General features: G+C 58.6%; 14 protein-coding genes. 1 reads left to right on the forward strand and 13 read right to left on the reverse strand.

The window, feature by feature from the left end:
- Positions 1–12: 12 nt before the first annotated feature.
- A complete protein-coding gene (locus tag AAC599_RS08300; RefSeq protein WP_340149937.1) occupies positions 13–438 on the reverse strand; it encodes a hypothetical protein in 426 nt (141 codons plus the stop codon).
- Between the two features lie 243 nt (positions 439–681).
- Positions 682–2,136 (reverse strand): amidase, encoded by a 1,455-nt coding sequence (locus tag AAC599_RS08305; RefSeq protein WP_340149938.1) that lies wholly within the window; start codon positions 2,134–2,136, stop codon positions 682–684.
- Positions 2,137–2,341: 205 nt separating this feature from the next.
- Here AAC599_RS08305 and AAC599_RS08310 point away from each other — a divergent pair, with 205 nt between their 5' ends.
- Positions 2,342–3,085, forward strand: coding sequence for a phosphatase PAP2 family protein (locus AAC599_RS08310; RefSeq protein ID WP_340149939.1), 744 nt, complete (start codon positions 2,342–2,344; stop codon positions 3,083–3,085).
- Between the two features lie 30 nt (positions 3,086–3,115).
- Here the strand turns inward: AAC599_RS08310 and AAC599_RS08315 are convergent, their stop codons facing one another.
- The 11 genes from AAC599_RS08315 to AAC599_RS08365 all read right to left on the reverse strand — a co-directional run bounded on the left by AAC599_RS08315 (position 3,116) and on the right by AAC599_RS08365 (position 18,845).
- The gene (locus tag AAC599_RS08315) at positions 3,116–5,755 is read right to left on the reverse strand and encodes a valine--tRNA ligase (protein ID WP_340149940.1); all 2,640 of its coding nucleotides are present in this window, start codon (positions 5,753–5,755) and stop codon (positions 3,116–3,118) included.
- 78 nt (positions 5,756–5,833) lie between these two features.
- Positions 5,834–6,538 carry a DUF2497 domain-containing protein gene (locus AAC599_RS08320; RefSeq protein ID WP_340149941.1) on the reverse strand — a complete coding sequence of 235 codons (705 nt, stop codon included), beginning with the start codon at positions 6,536–6,538 and terminating at the stop codon, positions 5,834–5,836.
- 106 nt (positions 6,539–6,644) lie between these two features.
- Positions 6,645–8,006, reverse strand: a complete 1,362-nt coding sequence (locus AAC599_RS08325; protein WP_340149942.1) for a TolC family outer membrane protein — start codon at positions 8,004–8,006, stop codon at positions 6,645–6,647.
- A gap of 199 nt (positions 8,007–8,205) precedes the next feature.
- On the reverse strand, positions 8,206–8,862 hold the full coding sequence (locus AAC599_RS08330; RefSeq protein WP_340149943.1) for a protein-L-isoaspartate O-methyltransferase: 657 nt from the start codon (positions 8,860–8,862) through the stop codon (positions 8,206–8,208).
- 111 nt (positions 8,863–8,973) lie between these two features.
- A complete protein-coding gene (locus tag AAC599_RS08335) occupies positions 8,974–9,705 on the reverse strand; it encodes a proteasome-type protease (RefSeq protein ID WP_340149944.1) in 732 nt (243 codons plus the stop codon).
- Positions 9,706–9,741: 36 nt separating this feature from the next.
- A complete protein-coding gene (locus tag AAC599_RS08340; protein WP_340149945.1) occupies positions 9,742–10,560 on the reverse strand; it encodes a transglutaminase family protein in 819 nt (272 codons plus the stop codon).
- 4 nt (positions 10,561–10,564) lie between these two features.
- Positions 10,565–11,506, reverse strand: a complete 942-nt coding sequence (locus AAC599_RS08345; RefSeq protein ID WP_340149946.1) for an alpha-E domain-containing protein — start codon at positions 11,504–11,506, stop codon at positions 10,565–10,567.
- Between the two features lie 4 nt (positions 11,507–11,510).
- The gene (locus AAC599_RS08350; protein WP_340149947.1) at positions 11,511–12,938 is read right to left on the reverse strand and encodes a circularly permuted type 2 ATP-grasp protein; all 1,428 of its coding nucleotides are present in this window, start codon (positions 12,936–12,938) and stop codon (positions 11,511–11,513) included.
- An 80-nt stretch (positions 12,939–13,018) separates the two neighbouring features.
- Positions 13,019–16,006 carry an adenylate/guanylate cyclase domain-containing protein gene (locus AAC599_RS08355; RefSeq protein WP_340149948.1) on the reverse strand — a complete coding sequence of 996 codons (2,988 nt, stop codon included), beginning with the start codon at positions 16,004–16,006 and terminating at the stop codon, positions 13,019–13,021.
- Positions 16,003–17,166 (reverse strand): ABC transporter substrate-binding protein, encoded by a 1,164-nt coding sequence (locus tag AAC599_RS08360; protein WP_340149949.1) that lies wholly within the window; start codon positions 17,164–17,166, stop codon positions 16,003–16,005. Before AAC599_RS08360 ends, AAC599_RS08355 begins: the two co-directional genes overlap by 4 nt.
- A gap of 134 nt (positions 17,167–17,300) precedes the next feature.
- Positions 17,301–18,845, reverse strand: a complete 1,545-nt coding sequence (locus AAC599_RS08365) for a hydantoinase/oxoprolinase family protein (RefSeq protein WP_340149950.1) — start codon at positions 18,843–18,845, stop codon at positions 17,301–17,303.
- Between the last annotated feature and the right edge of the window lie 9 nt (positions 18,846–18,854).

Here is an 18,854-nt window from a genome sequence, read left to right on the forward strand (position 1 = left end):
CGGCCACGGCCGTTATTTGCGAAAATACGGCTCCTGCCGGGCGTCATCGATGAGACTTTCCGACAGCTTGGGGGTCGCCAGCCGGAACTTCTGCGACATAGGGGGCTTCCTGCCTTCGAAAATCTCGTCGAGATTGTCATTGTCCCCGGCACCCATCCTGATCACATTCTCCGTTGCCTCGCCAAAGCTGTGACGGACCGGCCGAAACCCGCGCGCCAGCAACGAATGGTAATGCCAGGCATTATAGACAAAGATGAAAACCGGCAGGGAGAAGCCCAGCGTCGCAAGATTCATCAGCGACATGCCGACGAAGCCGAGAACATGCCCCCGGTAAAGCGCCGGAAAGGGTCCGAAAAACAGGCATGTCCAGGAAATGCCGGTATAGGCGGTCGTGCGTTTCTGCGTTTGCGGCTCAATCATCGGAATGGCATACGCCATTGTACCCTCCTGACCTGATATGCGGTTCAAGCCAGGTCCGCACCAATTTTCCGAAAATCAGGGGGGCCTCGGCGTTCATGCACTTGCCCCAAGAGATACCAAGATTTCGTAAACAAAATCTTGCGATCAACGTCCAACTTTAGGCAAGTTTTACACACACTTACGCTACTGGAGAGAAATCACCCTAAAATCAGATAGTTAGAATTGAGAGGCGGAATTAAGGCATTTTCGCGATCTTTCATGTCAGGAATGTGCCGGTGGCGGCGTGAATCCGCCGAAGGTCACCTCGATCAGTTGGCAGAGCCTGAGCGCAGTGCGATCCTCGCCATAGGCCGCGACGGCCTGAAGCCCCACGGGCAGGCCGGCGGGCGTCATCCCGGCAGGAACAACGGTCGACGGCAGGTCCACCATGTTGGAATAGCCCGCCCAGAACATCTGGTCCGTGCTCGGCTGAAGAGTGCCATTGATATCGATCATGCGGTCCTGCCGCTCTCCCGCCTGATTCTGCGGGAAGGCGGGCCCGGCGGCGGCGGGACAGATCAGAATGTCATAATCCTCGAAAAACGCCTGCCATTTGCGGGCCATCAGATGCCGCTCGTTATTGATGCGGAGCCATTCCTTATGCGGCAGCGTGCCCGCCCGCGCCATCAGGGTGAGATAGCTTTTATCGTCCGCATCGGCCTCGGCCACGATTTTCCGGAACCGTTCCAGCTGTTCCTCGTTCAGGGCGCCGGAGGTCGCCGCCCGCAGCAGCAGGATATAGGTTTCATAGGCGGCATCAATGGGGATATCCGGCCGCGCATTCCGGTCTACCCGCGCGCCCGCCGCTTCCAGCTTGTCGGCGATGTTGTTCAGCGCCGCCTGATAATCGTTATCGACATCGAACCCTTCCGCCGCCGTCATCAGGGCGATGCGGAAGTCGGAAAGACGCCGGTGACGCGCCGGCTTCAGATCGAGTTTCCAGGCGGCACTCTGCGGGCGTCCCGCCCCGGCCATCACATCGAGCGCGATCTCCAGATCGAAGGCGGAGCGCGCGATCGGACCCAGCACCGCAATATCGCTGTCGGCAACGATTCCCGGCGGCTTCTGGCCATGACCCGGAATAACGCCATAGGTCGGCTTATGCCCGCAAACGCCGCAGTAGTGGGCGGGATTGCGGATGGAAGCGCCGATGTCGGAGCCGGTCTCGATCCCGGAAAGGCCCGCGGCCATCGCCGCCGCCGATCCGCCGGAAGAACCACCCGGCGTCCGCATCAGGTCCCAGGGATTGTTCGTCGTTCCGTAAATATCATTGAAGCTCTGCCAGTCGGCAAGCATGAAGGGCACATTGGTCTTTCCGAAGATATTTGCCCCTGCATCCAGAAGGCGCTGAATACTCAGGGCATTTTCCTCCGGGAAGTGATCCTTCCAGGCCGGGTTGCCCCAGGTCGACGGGCTGCCGACAAGGTTGTAGCTCTCCTTGATCGTCATCGGCACGCCCTGCAACGGCCCGAGGCGCTCCCCCCGGATACGAGCTGCATCCGTCTCCCGCGCGCGCTTTCGTGCCGTTTCCTCATCCATCCAGATCACGGCGTTGAGGTCACCGTTATATTTGTTGATCCGGTCCAGATAATGATCAAGCAGTTCCTCGGCACCGATCTCTCCCTTGGCGATCATCGCGGCCTGCTGCCGGGCGGAGGCAAAATGTATGGCTGTCATGGCGGGGTTCTCCCTGTTGCGGCGCCGGTTTGTCTCCGGCTTTTCATTGAAATTCTTGACGGGGCAAGTCTAGAGTGAATTCGCCGCCTTACTCAATCAAAATATTGGGGCTTGAGCTTGCCCCGGAAAACCCGCTATATGCTCCTGTCGGGGTGGGCGTCCGCGCCGATATTGTCTGAGACCGCTGAAGGATCGCAAGTGTATCATGTCCAGTCCCGCTTCCCGGCTTAGCCGGTCGATCTTGCTGCTGATCGTCTGCAATGCGCTCGCCGCGTTCCTGCTGGTCTCCAATTTCACCGGTCTCTATGATATTATCTGGTCTGGCCTCGACACCCAGATTTTCCGCACTTTGAACGCCACCGTTACGCCGGACGGGATGATGACCCATTTCTGGGCCTGGACGAACAGCAAGACTTTCGATCAGGGCACCTTCGTCCTGATGCTGCTGATCTGTATCTATCTGGTGCTGTCGGCGAAGCGCGAGGACCGGATCGAGGTGATGGCGAAGCTCGGCGCAATTACCTTCCTCATCCTGCTTGCCTTGCTGATCTCGAAGCGGATTATCGGTGAATTTTACCATCCGAGCCCGGGTCTCGCCCTGCGGCCCTATAATGACATCAATGACTTCATCACCGGCTATACGGTCAAGACGTCGTCCGACAACTCCTTTCCCGGCGATCATGCGATGACAAGCGCCCTGTTCGCGGGCGGCGTGATCCTGCTGTTCAACCGGCCCTATGTGGCGATTTTAAGCGTTCTCTTGATGATTTTCGTCAGCCTGCCACGGCTTGCGGGCGGCGGCCACTGGTTCACCGACGTGATCATCGGCGGCGGCGCGGCCTGTCTGATCCTGCTGCCCTGGCTAAAAATCAGCCCGCTGGTCCAATGGATCGAACGCGTCCTAAACTGGGCCTGGAACAAGGCCCCCGCTTCTCTTAAAAGGTTTTAGACGGGCGGCCACGCCGCCCGTCCGGTCAGGTTATAGTTCCGCGAGGCGGGCTGCGGCGTCGTTGAGCTTGGCGAGCTGGGTTTCGGCATCGGCGAGCTTGGCTTTCTCGCCCGCGACCACCTCTTCGGGGGCGTTGGCGACGAATTTCTCGTTCCCGAGCTTCTTGTTGAGCTCCGTCATATAGCCCGACAGCTTGCCGATCTCTTTTTGAAGCCGCGCCTTTTCCGCATCGATATCCATGGTACCGGCGAGCGGGAGAACAACCGTCGCGCTCTTGTGCACGAACTGCAGCGCGCCCTTCGGCACCTCCGTATCGACCGTGCGATCCTCCAGCCGCGCCATGCGGGCAATGATATCCCAATGGCGCTCCAGCCACGCCTTGTCTTCGGCACTGCCCTCATTGAAGATCAGCGGGATTTTCGCGCCCGCCGGGACATTCATCTCGCTGCGCACGCCGCGGATGCCGGTAATCAGCTCCTGCACCCATTCCATCTCCCCGGCCGCAGCGGCATCGATGGCCTCCGTCGGATAAACCGGCCAGTCGGCAACGATCAGGTCGCTGCTCCGTTTTGCCGCGACGCTGCCCCAGAGTTCTTCTGTAACAAAAGGCATGAAGGGATGCAGGATTTTCAGGGTCTGGTCCAGCACCCAGGCCGCCGTCGCCTGCGTCTCCGCCTTGTCATTCCCCTGGAAGGGTAGTTTCGCGAACTCCAGATACCAGTCGCAGAACACATTCCAGGTAAAGGCATAGATGGCATTGGAAGCATCATTGAAACGATAGCTTTCCAGTGCGTCACGCACCGCTTTCTCGCATTTCACGGTTTCACCGACGATCCACCGGTTGATGGTTTCCTTGACCGCAAAGGGATCGAAACCTTCGGGAACGGCACATTCATTCATCTCGCAGAAACGGGCGGCATTCCAGAGTTTGGTGGCGAAATTGCGATAGCCCTCCACCCGCTGCTCGGAGAGGCGGACATCGCGGCCTTGCGCGGCGCTGACCGAGAGGAAAAACCGCAGCGCATCGGCGCCGTATTTATCCATCAATTCCAGCGGATCGACGACATTGCCCTTGGATTTCGACATCTTCGCGCCATGCTCGTCGCGGACAAGCGCATGGATATAGACCGTATGGAACGGCGCTTCCTCCATGAAGTGCAGGCCCATCATCATCATCCGGGCGACCCAGAAGAAGATGATGTCGAAACCGGTGACCAGAACATCGGTCGGATAATAGCGCGCGAGTTCCGGTGTCTTCTCCGGCCAGCCGAGGGTCGAGAACGGCCAGAGCGCGGAGGAAAACCAGGTATCGAGCACGTCGTTATCCTGCGTCAGATCCGTCTGCTTGCCGTAATGGTCCTCGGCGGCCTTGATGGCTTCCTCTTCCGTCTCCTCGACGAAGATCATGCCGTCCGGGCCGAACCAGGCGGGAATGCGATGGCCCCACCAGAGCTGGCGCGAAATGCACCAGGGCTGGATATTGCGCATCCAGTCGTAATAGGTGTTGGTCCATTTCTCGGGCACGAATTTTGTCTTGCCGCTCTCCACCGCGCGGATGGCAGGCTGGGCGAGCGTTGCCGCATCGGCGAACCATTGATCGGTGAGCAAAGGCTCAATGACCACGCCGGAACGGTCGCCATAGGGCACCGTATGCGGATGATCGTCAATTTTCTCGAGCAGGCCGAGGCTTTCAATCTCGGCGACGACCTTCTTGCGCGCCGCAAAGCGTTCCAGGCCCTGATAGGCGTCCGGCACCGCGTCATTGAGATGCGCGTTCTCATCCATGATGTTGATGACTTCCAGCCCGGCGCGCTTGCCAACCTCGAAGTCGTTGAAATCATGGGCGGGGGTAATTTTCACCGCGCCGGAGCCCTGCTCCGGGTCCGCATACTCGTCCGCAACAATCGGGATGCGCCGCCCGACAATCGGCAGGATGGCGAATTTGCCCACCAGATCGGTATAGCGCTCGTCTTCGGGATGAACGGCAATGCCCGTATCGCCCAGCATGGTTTCTGGCCGGGTGGTCGCGACGGTGATGAAGCGTCCCTCTTCCCCCTCGACCGGATAGCGGAAGCGCCACATATGGCCATTCACTTCCTGCTGCTCAACCTCCAGGTCGGAAATCGCCGTGTGGAATTTCGGGTCCCAGTTGACCAGCCGCTTGTCGCGATAGATCAACCCTTCCTTATAGAGCTGAACGAATACCTTGCGAACGGCCTTGGAGAGCCCCTCGTCCATGGTGAAGCGTTCGCGGTCCCAGTCGCAGGTCGCGCCGAGACGCTGGAGCTGCTGGAAAATCTGGCCGCCGGACTGGTCCTTCCATTCCCAGACCTTGTCGATGAATTTTTCCCGTCCGAGATCATGTCGGGTGATATCCTGCTCGGCCAGCTGCCGCTCGACCACCATCTGGGTCGCAATGCCCGCATGATCCATGCCCGGCTGCCATAGCGTATCCTTGCCCCGCATCCGCTCGAACCGGATCAGCACATCCTGAAGGGTATTGTTGAGGGCATGGCCCATATGCAGGCTGCCCGTCACATTCGGTGGCGGAATGACAATCGTGTAGGTATCGTCTGTCTTGGCGCGTCCACAGGAAAACGCCCCTTGCTCCATCCATTTTGAATAGAGTTTTCCCTCGACCTCATCGGGTCGATAAGACTTGTCCAGCATCGCTGAACCTCTCTTTATTGATTAGTCGGCAAATTTCGGAAGTAATATAGTCGGCTCACTACCCGGGAGAAAAGGATTTTATTCCTCTTCGTCTGCCCGGTCAGCGAGCTTGCTCACTTCGCGCTCCACAATGCGCTGCACGATCTGGGGGAGGTTCTGATCGAGCCAGTCCTTCAATATCGGACGGAGCATATCCTTGACCATATCTTCCAAAGTCGCATTTTTACCCATTTGCAGTCCTCGTGATGATGCAACGGCACCGGCCAGGCTGGCGAAGGCAGTCGTCGTTGCGGCAATTGTCGGGTCAGCCAGCAGGCTGCTACTTACTTTCTCGGTCGTCTGGGCAACCATTTCAGGCTCGGGGTCTGCCTCTTCCGGATCAGGCTCCGGTTCAACCTCCGGCTCTGCCTCTGCCGCAATCGCGGCATCAATCTCGGCTTCGACGGCGTCCTCCTCGAATTCCTCGTCAAGGGTGAGAGGTTCTTCTTCCTCCTCTTCCTCAACCGCATCCGTCAGTTCAAGGATATCCTCGTCATCGTCCGTTTCGGGTTCTGCTTCCATTTCGGGTTCAGGCTCTGGCTCCGGATCAGGCTCCGGTTCTTCCTCTGCAGCGGCCTCAACCTCCGCTTCGTCTTCCATGGTTTCGGCGGCCTCTTCCTCTGCGGCTTCCGCAGTGGCGCCTTCCTCCTGACCCTCTTCCTCTCCATCTTCGGAAATGATCCGCCGGATGGAGGCAAGAATCTCTTCCATCGTCGGTTCTTGTTCTGTCGTTGGATCGCTCATCGTCAATTCACCATTGAAACCGGGGCTCTAGTTCACGAAACCTTAATCTCGTATCGATATAAACCGCTCATTCCGCCAACTATGGCCGGTTTACTTTAATTAATTGTTAATCCAATCCGCCATCCGTACCGAACCACTTATCACGCACCCTGTCGTAGTTGACGGTCGGATCGTAGTAATCGACATTCAGATTGAGATCACGGGCATTCAGCTTGCCGATCGCCGCCAGAACGGCATACAGGGCAACATACTGATCCCGCTGCGCCGTCACCAGATCAACCTTGCTTTGCAACAGTTCCTGTTCGGCGTTCAACACATCGAGGGTCGTGCGTGAGCCGACCTGGGCTTCCTGCTCAACACCTTCAAGAGCGATCGTATTGGCCCGGACAGCCTCTTCCTTGGCGCCAATCCGCGAGCGGGAGGTTTCAAGCTGTTCCCATGACTGGATCACCGCCTCACGAATGGCCCGCACCGTTTCTTCAATTTCCTGCATCCGCTGGCTGTTGACCTGCCGCGCCTGCCGCACCTGGCTGTAGACGGAGCCGGACTGATACAGCGGAATGGTCAGAACCGCACCGATACGGGCCGTATCGTTTTCCGTTCCGGATCCGACGACATCCCGGCCCGTTGACAGGCTACCTTCAAGATCAAGAGACGGCAGCAATTGTCCGGAGGTTGCCCGAATGGTATAGCGGGAGCTTTCCTCGTTAAACTTCGCGGTTTCAATATCCGGGTGATTGGTCAGGGCGGTTGCGAGAGCGGCCTCCTCCGATTCCGGGAAGGCCTCCGGCACTAAAGGGGTTTCAAGATCCAGTGGCGGGCGGCCGACGATCCGCTCGAAATTCGCGCGGGTGGACCGGAGGTTACCCTCCGCCTGAATGACGTTGGAAATCGAGTCGGCAAGACGCGCCTGCGCCTGCGCCACGTCGGTGCGGGTAATCTCCCCCACCTCGAACCGGTCATTCGCCGCATCGAGCTGACGGCGCAGGACAACGGAGTTGTTCCGGTTCAGCTCGACCAGCGCCTCATCCCGGAGGACATTCATATAAGCCTCAACGGCGAACTGGAAAATTGTCTGTTCCGTCGAGAGCAAATCCGCCCGTGCGGCCTTCACCTGCGCTTCCGCAGACTTGGTCGAGGCGACTGTCTGGCCACCGGAATAGAGCGGCTGGGAGACGATCAGAGAAGCTTCCCGCGGGTTGGAGCCGCGGCTGGTGCCGGGTGTCGACGGATTGACATCGGAATGCTGCGAGGCAACCTCACCCACGGCATAGACTTCCGGACGCCAGCCTGACAGCGCCTGCGGCACATTTTCATCAACGCCCCGGACACTGGCGCGCTGCGCCTGCAGGGATGGATTGTTCTGATATGTCGACGCCAGTGCATCCTGCAACGTCTCGGCATTCGCCCATGACATCGGCATCGTAAGGGCGATTACAGATGCAACCGTCAAAGCTACTTTTTTCATTAAACTCGCCTCTCGAACCTAAAATTCAGGCCGTCCAGAAATTAACCATAGTCAAATTTAGTCTCGATACCGGTTTCGATCAACAATTTTAAATAAATCGTCTGATCTCTCTCCGGCCCCGGAACTCCGCGTATTTCATGCCATGCCCTTCCTATAATAAAGAAAAACATGGCAAAATTGTAACACCCCGCACAGACTCTCAGAACTCGAACCGGGCCTCATCCTGCATATCGGGCAAGGGCGGCACCGACGCATCGAAGGCCGCATGCGGGAAAAACCGGTCTCCCAACCGGCGGTATACTGTCGCGACACCCGGATTGTCCCCAAGCACGCAGATCAGGCGCCCGCCTTCCGCCAGCTGATCGAGCAGGCTTTGCGGCGCCGATGAAATCGACCCGTTGATATGAATGACATTATAAGGCCCCTGCTTGGGGTTCCCCGCCGCCAGCGCACCTTCGACAACGGCGACATTGTCGCATTCCAGCCGCACCAGAATATCAGTCGCACGAGCCACAAGTTCCGGATCGCTCTCGATCGCGACGACCGCCTGACCGAGAAAGCCGAGAACCGCAGAGGAATATCCCGTGCCGCAACCGATATCCAGAATAACATCTTTCGGGCCGATATTCGCCTCCTGCAGCAAGCGGCCGAAGACCCGCGGCTCAACCACGAAACGGCCCGGCGCCACCTCCAGATCCTCATCGAGATAGGCAACGCCCTTGAGTTCCTTCGGTACGAACTCCTCCCGCGGCACCGTATCCATGGCCTCCGCCACGCGGCCATCCGTTACCCGGTTCGGCCGCAACTGACTGAGCACCATATGGTGGCGCGCCTCGGCGAATTTTTCTGAAATCATGGTCGTCCCGATCACCCCTGAATAAAACTACCGTGGTTATACTGAAAAAGCGCCCCGATACGCAAGTCATAAGGTAACGGAAATCCGCCGGTATATGACAACCGCACGGCCCTAGAACTTGAAATCGGGAAGCGAGCGGAACGCTTCTTTCAGCGCCTCTCCCCATCCGGTCGAAATCTGGTTGAAATAGGGATCCTCCGCGGCAATCTGCTGTTCCCGCGTGATCTGGAAGCTGTCATTCTCATAGACCTGCAGGTCAAGCGGCAGGCCGACCGAGAGATTGGCCTTTATGGTCGAATCAAAAGACACCATCATCAGCTTGATCGCATCTTCAAAGCTCATATCCGGATCATAGGCCCGCACCAGGATCGGACGGCCGTATTTCGTCTCGCCGATCTGGAAGAAGGGCGTCTCGGATGAAGCTTCAATGAAGTTCCCTTCCGGATAAATCAGGAAAAGCCGCGGCGGGCTGCCCTTGATCTGGCCGCCAATAATCAAAGTTGCGTTAAAGGAAGAGTCCGCCTCCTGTCCTTCAAAGCTGTTGGCGTGGATTTCCTCGCGCACCGTTGCCCCGACAAGCCGGGCCACCTGGAACATCGACGGCGCCTCCAGGATCGAAGGCTTGCGGTCTTCCGGTGCCTTGGAACGTTCATCAAGGGTGCTGATAATGGCCTGCGTCGTCGCCAGGTTGCCCGCCGTCATCATGGTGATGACCCGCTCCCCGGGAATGATCCAGCTATGCATTTTCTTGAAAACGGAGATATTGTCGACGCCGGCGTTTGTGCGCGTGTCCGACATAAAAACGAGGCCCCTGTTGAGCCTCAAGCCGACACAATATGTCATGTTCGTTTACTTTTCCGTCCTTGACCGTAAATAAAGCTACTGTTGTTGAACCTGTATCGAGACATCCATGGATTCACCCATCGATCCTGTTCCATTGCCGATGCTCAGCCCCGAAATAGGGGCAGCGTCCTTGTAATCAAGGCCCGTCGCCACGCGGATGTAGCGATCATCCGGGGAAATGCCGTTGGACACATCAAAGCCGACCCAGCCGATGTCTGGAATATAGGCTTCGGCCCAGGCGTGGGTTGCCTCCTGATCGATCCGGTCATTCATCATCAGATATCCGCTCACATAGCGGGCCGGAAAGCCCATTTCACGCACCGTTGAAATAAAAATATGTGCATGGTCCTGACAGACACCGTTGTGCGCGGCGAGAGCCTCTTCCGCTGTCGTTTCCGAATGGGTTTCTCCCGTCTGATAAGGAACGATTTCCCCGATCAGGCGGGACAGCGCATGCATCATTGTCACTTCCGTATCATAGCTGTCCCGGCCAATCTGCTTGATCAGCTTCTGCACCCCGCTGCCCGCTTGGGTCAACGGCGTTGAGCGCAGGAAGAACCAGAGCGGCGCGAAGCCATAATTCTGGCCGATAATGCCATGCAGATCCGTCGTCTCGACTTCCCCCTCACATGTGATGGAGATTTCTGTCTGGCCCGGATCGATATTGACAAGCATCGCATGATTATTGAACTGATCGTCAAATTCCAGTTCCTTCACGCCGCCGTCCACCGTGACATCCCAGCGATTTACGTTCTGTCCCACACCGCTTCTGGGCATAAGACGAAGCTGCTGCAGCGCATAATGCACTGGCTGGTCAAAACGATATTTCGTCAAATGCGAGATTTTCAGAAGCATAAGGTCATCCGATAAATCGATAGTCCTGTTCAACCTGTTGTCCGAGTGCCATATTGTCCCGGATGAAGGCGGAGAGAAATTCGTGCAATCCTTCATCGAAGATGGAATTGATCGAGCTTTCCTTCAGTCTTTTCAAGATGGGGACCGCCATTTCGTGGCAATCGAGCCGGAGACCGTAATCATCCTCCAGATAGCCGAGATTATCAACTATTTTCGAATAGCAAAAGACCAGAGATCGCGGCAGGCGCCGGTCGAGAATGATGAACTCGGCGATGCTCATCGGGTTGATTTCCCCGGGATTGAGCCAGCGGAAAGCCCGTTGCGCCGAGACCGATCGCAGGATCGACTCCCACTGCACATTATCGAGCGAGGAGCCGACGAAAGAGGCCGACGGCAGCAGCACATAATATTTCACGTCAAGGATTCGCGCCGTGTTATCCGCCCGTTCCAGAAAGGTGCCGAGACGCGCAAAGTCAAAAATATCATTCCGCAGCATCGTTCCATGCAGCGCCCCGCGCACCAGCGCACTCTGCTGGCGAATCGTTCCCAGAACTTCCGGCAGGTCCCGCTCCGATACGGGCGAAGACAAGAGGTCCTTCATGGTGATCCAGCATTCGTTCGTCGCCTCCCACACTTCGCGGGTCAGGGCCGTGCGCACCATCCGGGCATTGTTGCGGGCGGCATCGATCACCGACCAGACACTCGACGGATTGGTTTTATCGCGGAGCAGGAAGTCGATGACATGGCGGGCGACATACTGATCATATTTTTCCGTGTAAGCCTGGGTCGATCCCGCAGTCGCCACCACAGAGGCCCATTCATTCTCGGCCGCAGTCGAACGGGTGAGCGCGATGCGGAACCCGGCATCGAGTAGCCGCGCCGTATTCTCGCTGCGTTCAAGGAAGCGGAACATCCAGAAAAGGCCGCCGGCGGTTTTTCCCAACATGCCGCTATTCCTCCAATACCCAGGTGTCCTTGGTGCCGCCCCCTTGGCTCGAATTGACAACAAGCGACCCGGCTTTCAATGCCACCCGCGTCAGGCCGCCCGGCGTAATATCGATCCGCCGCGGCGAGACCAGCACGAAGGGGCGCAAATCCACATGGCGGGGCGCCAGACCCTTCTTCGTCAGGATCGGACAGGTCGACAGCGCGAGCGTCGGCTGCGCAATGTAGTTGCCGGGCTTGGCCTTCAGCTTCGTGCGGAATTTGGAGATTTCCCGCTTGCTGGCGGCCGGACCGACCAGCATGCCGTAGCCGCCGGAGCCATGTACTTCTTTCACCACCAGCTCTTCGAGGTTGTCGAGCACATAGGCGAGCGCGTCCGGTTCGGCGCAGCGCCATGTCGGCACGTTTTTCAGCATCGCCTTCTCGCCGGTGTAGAATTCGACAATGTCGGGGATGTAGGAATAGATTGCCTTGTCATCGGCGATGCCCGTGCCGGGGGCGTTGGCGATGGTGATGCCGCCCGCGCGGTAGACATCCATGATCCCGGCAACGCCGAGCTGCGATTGCGGATTGAAAGTCAGCGGATCGAGAAAATCATCATCGACCCGGCGGTAGAGGACATCGATCGGATCATAACCGCGCGTTGTCCGCATGGCGATGCGTCCGTCAACTACGCGCAGGTCATGCCCCTCCACCAGTTCCGCGCCCATCTGGTCGGCAAGGAACGAATGCTCGAAATAGGCGGAATTATGGATGCCCGGGGTCAGAACAGCGACGACCGGTTTGCCCTCGCAGGCCGGCGGCGCGCAATCGCCAAGCGAGCGGCGAAGAGTCTTGGGATAGTCGCTCACGGACCGCACCCTCACCTGCGTAAACAGTTCGGGGAACATATGCAGCATGGTCTCGCGGTTTTCCAGCATGTAGGAAACGCCCGACGGCGTGCGCGCGTTATCCTCAAGGACGTAAAACTCATCCTCACCCGTCCGCACAAGGTCGGTGCCGACAATATGGGTATAGACCCCACCCGGCGGAGAAACCCCGATCATCTGCGGCAGGAACGCCTCGTTATTGGCAATCAGTTCGCGTGGAATACGCCCGGCGCGCAAAATTTCCTGCCGGTGGTAGATATCATGAAGGAAGGCATTGATCGCCCGCACCCGCTGTTCGATCCCGCGTTCAAGCCGCGCCCATTCCCGGCCGGAAATAACCCGGGGCACGATATCGAAAGGGATGAGTCGCTCTGCCGCCTCTTCGCGTCCATAGACGTTGAAGGTGATGCCGGTACGGCGGAAGAAGGCTTCGGAAGCGGCGGATTTGCGATGCAGTCTGGCCGGATCTTCTGTCTCCAACCACTTCTGGTATTCCTGGTAGGGATAGCGGACGTCGCCTGCCTCCCCGTTCATTTCATCAAAAACATTTTGTGTTTTTTGCATCTTACTACAGTAGAGGATTTGTGTTGCAGCGCAACAGTAAAATTTTACGCAACCCCCGAACTTCTGCGAAAAATGAGTCTCTAACCGTCTTTCTCATCCGGATCGTCAGACGCGCTCTGCGCATCGGTCGAAATCCGCGAGAGGACTTTCTGCAGCAGGGCCTCGGTTTTGCGCCGGTCCGCCGGGGACATGTCTTTGAGGTTGATATCAAGCTTGAGATTCTCGTTTTCTTCCTGAATGACGTCCAGCACCTCCGGCGCGTGATCGAGCTCCTGAAGCGCGGCATAAGTATGCACCGGAAAGCGGAATCCCTTGACCGTGATTTCCTCGCGCTTGCCGCACAGGATCACGTCCTTCACATTGACATAGGTCTCATGGGAAATCTGGATTTCGCCGGTATTTGCCGTCGATTCCAGTCGCGAGGCGAGATTGACCCCATTGCCGATGGCCGTATAGTCCATGCGCTCGCTGCTGCCGAAATTGCCGACGGTGCAATAGCCGGTATTGATGCCCATGCGGCATTGCAGGGGCCGTTCCAGCCCGATGTCGAACCAGATGTCATTGAGTTCCGCGAGCCGCTTCTTCATGGCGAGCGCCATGCGTACGCAGGCGATGGCGTCCTGCTTGACGCCCCTGCTTTCCGGATCGCCGAAAAAGATGACAATGGAATCGCCGACGAACTTGTCGATGGTCGCGCCGTATTTCAGCGCAATCTCCGACATTTCGGTCAGATACTGGTTGAGGATACGGGTCAGGTCCTCCGCCTCCATCCGCTCGGTGATCTCCGTGAAGCCGACGATATCGGAAAAGAAGACGGTCAGCTTCTTGCGGCGGCTGGTGATGTCGCCCCTGTTGCGCCCCTCGAAAATGGAGGCGTAAACCTGCGGCGAGAGATATTTCGCGAGTTGGTTGGAGAGCCTTTCTAATGCCCGCGACTGTTCCGAGATCGCCTGCTCCTGCTGCTTAATCTGGGTAATATCAGAATAGACGGCGACGGTGCTGCTGTCCTCCGTCTTGCGCTCGTTGATCAGGATCCAGCGGTCATCGGCGCGTCGCTGCATTTCGGTGCTAAGCCGCTTGCGGTGATTCTGTAGCCGTTCGCGCAGCCAGTCTTCCTCGCGCTCCCAGGCATCCTGGATCAGGCCCTGCATCGCGGCGCGGCGCATGATCTCCTCAAAGCTCTTTCCGATTTCCGTCTCGATAATCTTTTTCGGAAAGAACAGGTCGCGATAAACGCTGTTGCAGACCACCAGCCTGTCGTTGGAATCATAGAGGGAGAAACCCTCGGAGATATTTTCGATCGCGTTGATCAGGCGGCGGCGTCCCTCCTCGATCTCGCGGTGGTTGGATTCCTGGATTTCAATGGCGGTATCGCGGAACACCGCCAGCGCATTGGCCATGTCGCCAACTTCGTCATTGCGCTCCCGCCAGGGGATTTTCACGCCCGTATCCCCCGCCGCCAGCCGGGTCATGGCCTCGGTGATATTTTCAAGCGGACGGATGATGCGCGGGCGGATATAGAGGAACATGACCAGCAGCGCCGTCGCCAGACTTGCAATGGCAACCAGCGCCAGCAGATATTTGCCCAGCTCGATCACCCGCTCCGAATTGCTTTCGGCAAGGCCGCCCCGTTCCCGCGCGGCCGCAACCAGCTTGGCGACTTCCGTCTGCAGGCTGGCGGAAAGTTCACGGCTCTCCATCAGAGCCGCCGCGGCGCGGCCGCTACTCTCAAGTTCCGCCCGGTGGATATCGAACAGGTTGTTGTCCCCCGACCCAAGGGCGAGCAGGCTCAAAGTGACATTCTGCATATCATCCGTGGTCAGTTCGGCCAGCATGTCGCGTATCCGCGCTTCCGATGCCTCGAACCGATCGGCAAAGGGTTCTATGCTGGCGACATTCGGCACATTCGACATCTCCCCCAGAATGCTCGCCACCAGATTGCCCTCGGCGCGTAACGAGAGGAGGACATGCAGGTTGTTCGCCCCGTCGAGGATGAGCTTGCCTAGTTCCGTGCCCGATTGCCGGGCCTCCCTCTGGAAGCTGATCTCAAGGTTTTTGACCACATCGACGACGGCCTTGGAATAGACCGTATGAAAACTCTCATGGGCAAGCCGCAGGAGATTTCCCTTCTGCACCAGCCGCGGCGAGAGGGTTGTGTTCTGCCCCTCCGGCGTCTGCCAGAGTTCCTGCTCTTTCAGGATGAAGACGTTGTCGAGGCCGCGCCCGAAATCGATGATATTCTGCGCAAGCTCGACAAAGGCCGGTTCCCCCGCCTGCGCCGCCCAGGTCGCGACATTCTCCTCGATCTCCGCCTCGAGATCGTTATAGCGGGTCTGAAGCGGACCGAAGCTCTCAAGATCGGAGGCCAGTATCACCTCCGACAGGACCCCTTCCAGATCATCGATGCGATCGCCGAATTGCAGAAACTCGCTGACTTTTTGCGTCGAGTTTTCCACGAGGTCGGAGATATACACATTGCTCTTGGCGGAGAGCCATTCCCCCTGCATGACAAAATCGAACACCGCATCGTCGATCATCGGCTCCGTTTTCAGGAGAAACGCCTCATGCAGCCGGCTGAGCTGATCGGTCGCGGCATTGCGCGCCTCCCGCTTCGCCAGTTTTGTCTCGACAGCGGATTTGAGTACATCGAGGCTCTCGACCAGTTGCCGCTCGATCTCGCGCAAGGTCGAGACACTCTCCGTATCTCCATAAATATCGCGGGACCTCTCCGTCAGCGCCGACAGCTCGAACGCCCGGCGGTTCAGATCCGACACCGATTTCTTGTGATCCTCAAGCGTGAGGTTCGCCATCAGATCCGGCGCCGAGGACGAGATTTCAGCACTTTTCTGCGCGAGCTGCATGGCCGTCTCGATCTCGGGGAGGCTTTGATGCGCGATCACCTCCGTCGATTTGGAGACATGATCGAAGGAATACCAGGCAATGATCCCGGCGACGACACTCATTCCTGCCAGAAAGCTGAGCGACAGGATCAGCTTGCCATTGATCCCGAGAGATGGCCCCGTGGCCTTTTCGGTCGTTGCGTATTCTGCGGGTGGATGATCTGTCATTTTGGCAGCCGATCAATGGCCCGGAACGAGCCATCCCCCTTCAATTCGGTCAGGAAGACACGGTTGAGTCCCTGATTGTCCCCCGGCCCGAACAACAGCTCCAGCCCGTCGATGTCGAACCTCCGCGTCGTCTCCACCTTTTCCAGAAACGCCTCCCGCGTGACGTCCGGCCCCAGTTCTTCGAGCACCGCCGCAACAAACCGCCCGGCGAGATACCCCTCCAGCGAGACAAAGCCTGTTTCCAGCGCCGGGTTGAAGGCCGTCAGGGCCTTCTGATAGCTCTGCACCAGCGGGATATCCGTATCGTCCGGAAAGGGCACCACCTGCGTGACATAGACGCGCCGCCCGTCCCCCTCCAGCTCCGCCGAGAGCGCCTTCGAGCCGACGAAGGAAATGTTCATGAAGATCACGTCGAGGCCGAGCTGCCGCGCGAGCTTGATAAAGGCGGCGCTCGCCTTGTAGGCGCCGATCATGGCGACCGCCTCGGGGTTATGGCTCCGGATCGCCAGCAGGGCGCGCTTGACCGCCGTCGTATTGCGCATATAGCGCCCCTCCCCGGCAAGCTTCAGCCCCCGTTTCTCAAGGGCGGCCTTTACCCCGTCGAGCCCGGCGCGGCCAAAGCTGTCATCCTGATAGAAGGCGGCAATCCGCGTGATCCCGAGGTCTTTTGTCAGATGCTCGACCCAGGCTTCCGTCTCCTCGGCGTAGGACGCGCGGATATTGACGATATTTTTGGCAGAGGCTTCACGCAGGAAACCGGCGCCCGTAAACGGGCCAATGAGTGGAACCTCTTCCGCCGCTGCTATCGGGGCGATGGCCTTGCTGGTGGGCGTACCGACACAGCCGACCAGTGCGAAGACCTTATCGTGACCGATCAGGCGATTGACATTGGCGATGGCTTTCGCTGGCTGGTACCCGTCGTCATAGGAGATCAGCCGGAGCTTGCGCCCTGCCACACCGCCGTTGCGGTTGACCTCCTCGAAGGCGGCGAGAACGCCGTTGCGCATTTCCTCCCCGAGTTGAGCGGAAGGCCCTTCAAAGGCGGCGGTCTGCCCGAACAGGATTTCATCCGGCGTAACCTGCGCCTTTGCCTGATGAATAAACAGCAGCAGGAACACAAGAACGACGGAAGACAGAGGTCTGAGAAGAAACTGTGGCACCGTACCCTGATATTCCCCTGTATCAGGCGCCCTGCCGCGCCTATCAAAGCTGAAATGAGATCGGGGCTTGCGCCCCGACCTTAGCGGGTAATGGTACCCAATTCACACTTTGATTAGAAGAATTTTTTCAAAGCCTAGTCCGAAAGCGCCGCAATATCGCCGATCACACGCACCCGTGCCCGGATTGCATGGCCGGGAATATAGGCGATGGGCAGATCCTCCATCTCGATAGTTTTGAGCGAATCTGCCGCCGCGCCGGAACTGACCGCCTTCTCCTCGGCGATCTTGAGGGCCTCGGCCAGCGCCTCATCACGGGAAAGGCCCTGGAATACCTGGTCCGCCTCCCCGCTGATCTGGGCAATGGCCGCGCCGACCGCATTGGCGACAGCGTAATTCTCGACATGATGAACCCGCGAGATACCGGGAATTTCGGTCGGGATCAGCGGCGCCCCGCCGCCGACGGCAATCAGCGGGACTTCCGTTGCCTCGGTCTTGATGCGGTCCACATTGCTGGCAATGCGGTCATGCACGATGGCGAGAATGTCATCGACATAGCCCGGCGCGAGATCGGCAATTTTACTTGCCTCCCCCGCCTCCATCAGCCCTTTCGAGACCGCGACATCGGTCAGGGTCAGCTGCTCCCCGCCGAAGACCCGCGCTTCTTCCGTCAGGCGGAAGCCGACGCTGTCCGGGCCGACATCCAGCGGATCGTCATGCACCCGCGTGCCGCCGCCGATCCCGATGGAAATGAGATCCGGCATGCGGAACAATGTCCGCACCCCGCCGACGGTGACCGTGCTGTTGGCCTCCCGCGGAAATCCATTCACCAGCGATCCGATATCCGTCGTCGTGCCGCCGACATCGCAGACGATGGCATTCTCGATCTTCGAGAGGAAAGCCGCGCCGCGCATGCTGTTGGTGGCGCCGGAGGCAAAGCAGTAGACCGGGAATTTCCGCGTCATCTCCGCATTGGTCACCGTCCCGTCATTGAGCGCGATATAGAGCGGTGCGGTGATGCCGAGCTGTTTAAGTGCATCCTGAAAGGCGGTTGTCGCCTCCTCCGCGAGGTCGAGCAGCGCCGCATTCAGCAAGGTCGCATTCTCCCGTTCCAGCAGGCCAAGACGGCCAAGGCTGTGCGAACAGGTGATGCGAATGCCGGGACATTCGGCCTCAATAATCTCTTTTGCGCGTTCCTCGAATTCCGCATTGAGCGGCGAGAAAACGGCGCTGATCCCGACGGAAGTGATCCCCGCGGAGCGGATTTCGCGCCCCACTCGGTGAAGTTCCTCTTCATCAAGCGGGACAATCTCCCGCCCGTCATATTCATGGCCGCCGCGCACCAGATAATGGCCGCCATTGGCAATCGCCGCTACATCGGCGGGCCAGTCAACGAAGGGCGGCAGGCTGGCCGACGCCGGCAGGCACAGCCGCACCGCCGCAACCTTGTTCAGCCGCCGCCGCTCGACCACTGCATTCAGGAAATGCGTGGTGCCGACGGTGACGGAGCTCGCGTTCTTCGCTTCCGGCCCGACCAGGGCAATAAGGTCTTCAAGCGCCTTGCGCACCCCGCCGGTGACGTCCCGGGTGGTCGGGGTCTTGACCGCACCAACCACCTTATCCTGATCGACGAGAACCGCGTCCGTATTGGTTCCGCCAACATCTATGCCAATGCGTTGCATGAGAATAGT

Source organism: uncultured Sneathiella sp. (assembly GCF_963976355.1).
Lineage (GTDB): Bacteria > Pseudomonadota > Alphaproteobacteria > Sneathiellales > Sneathiellaceae > Sneathiella.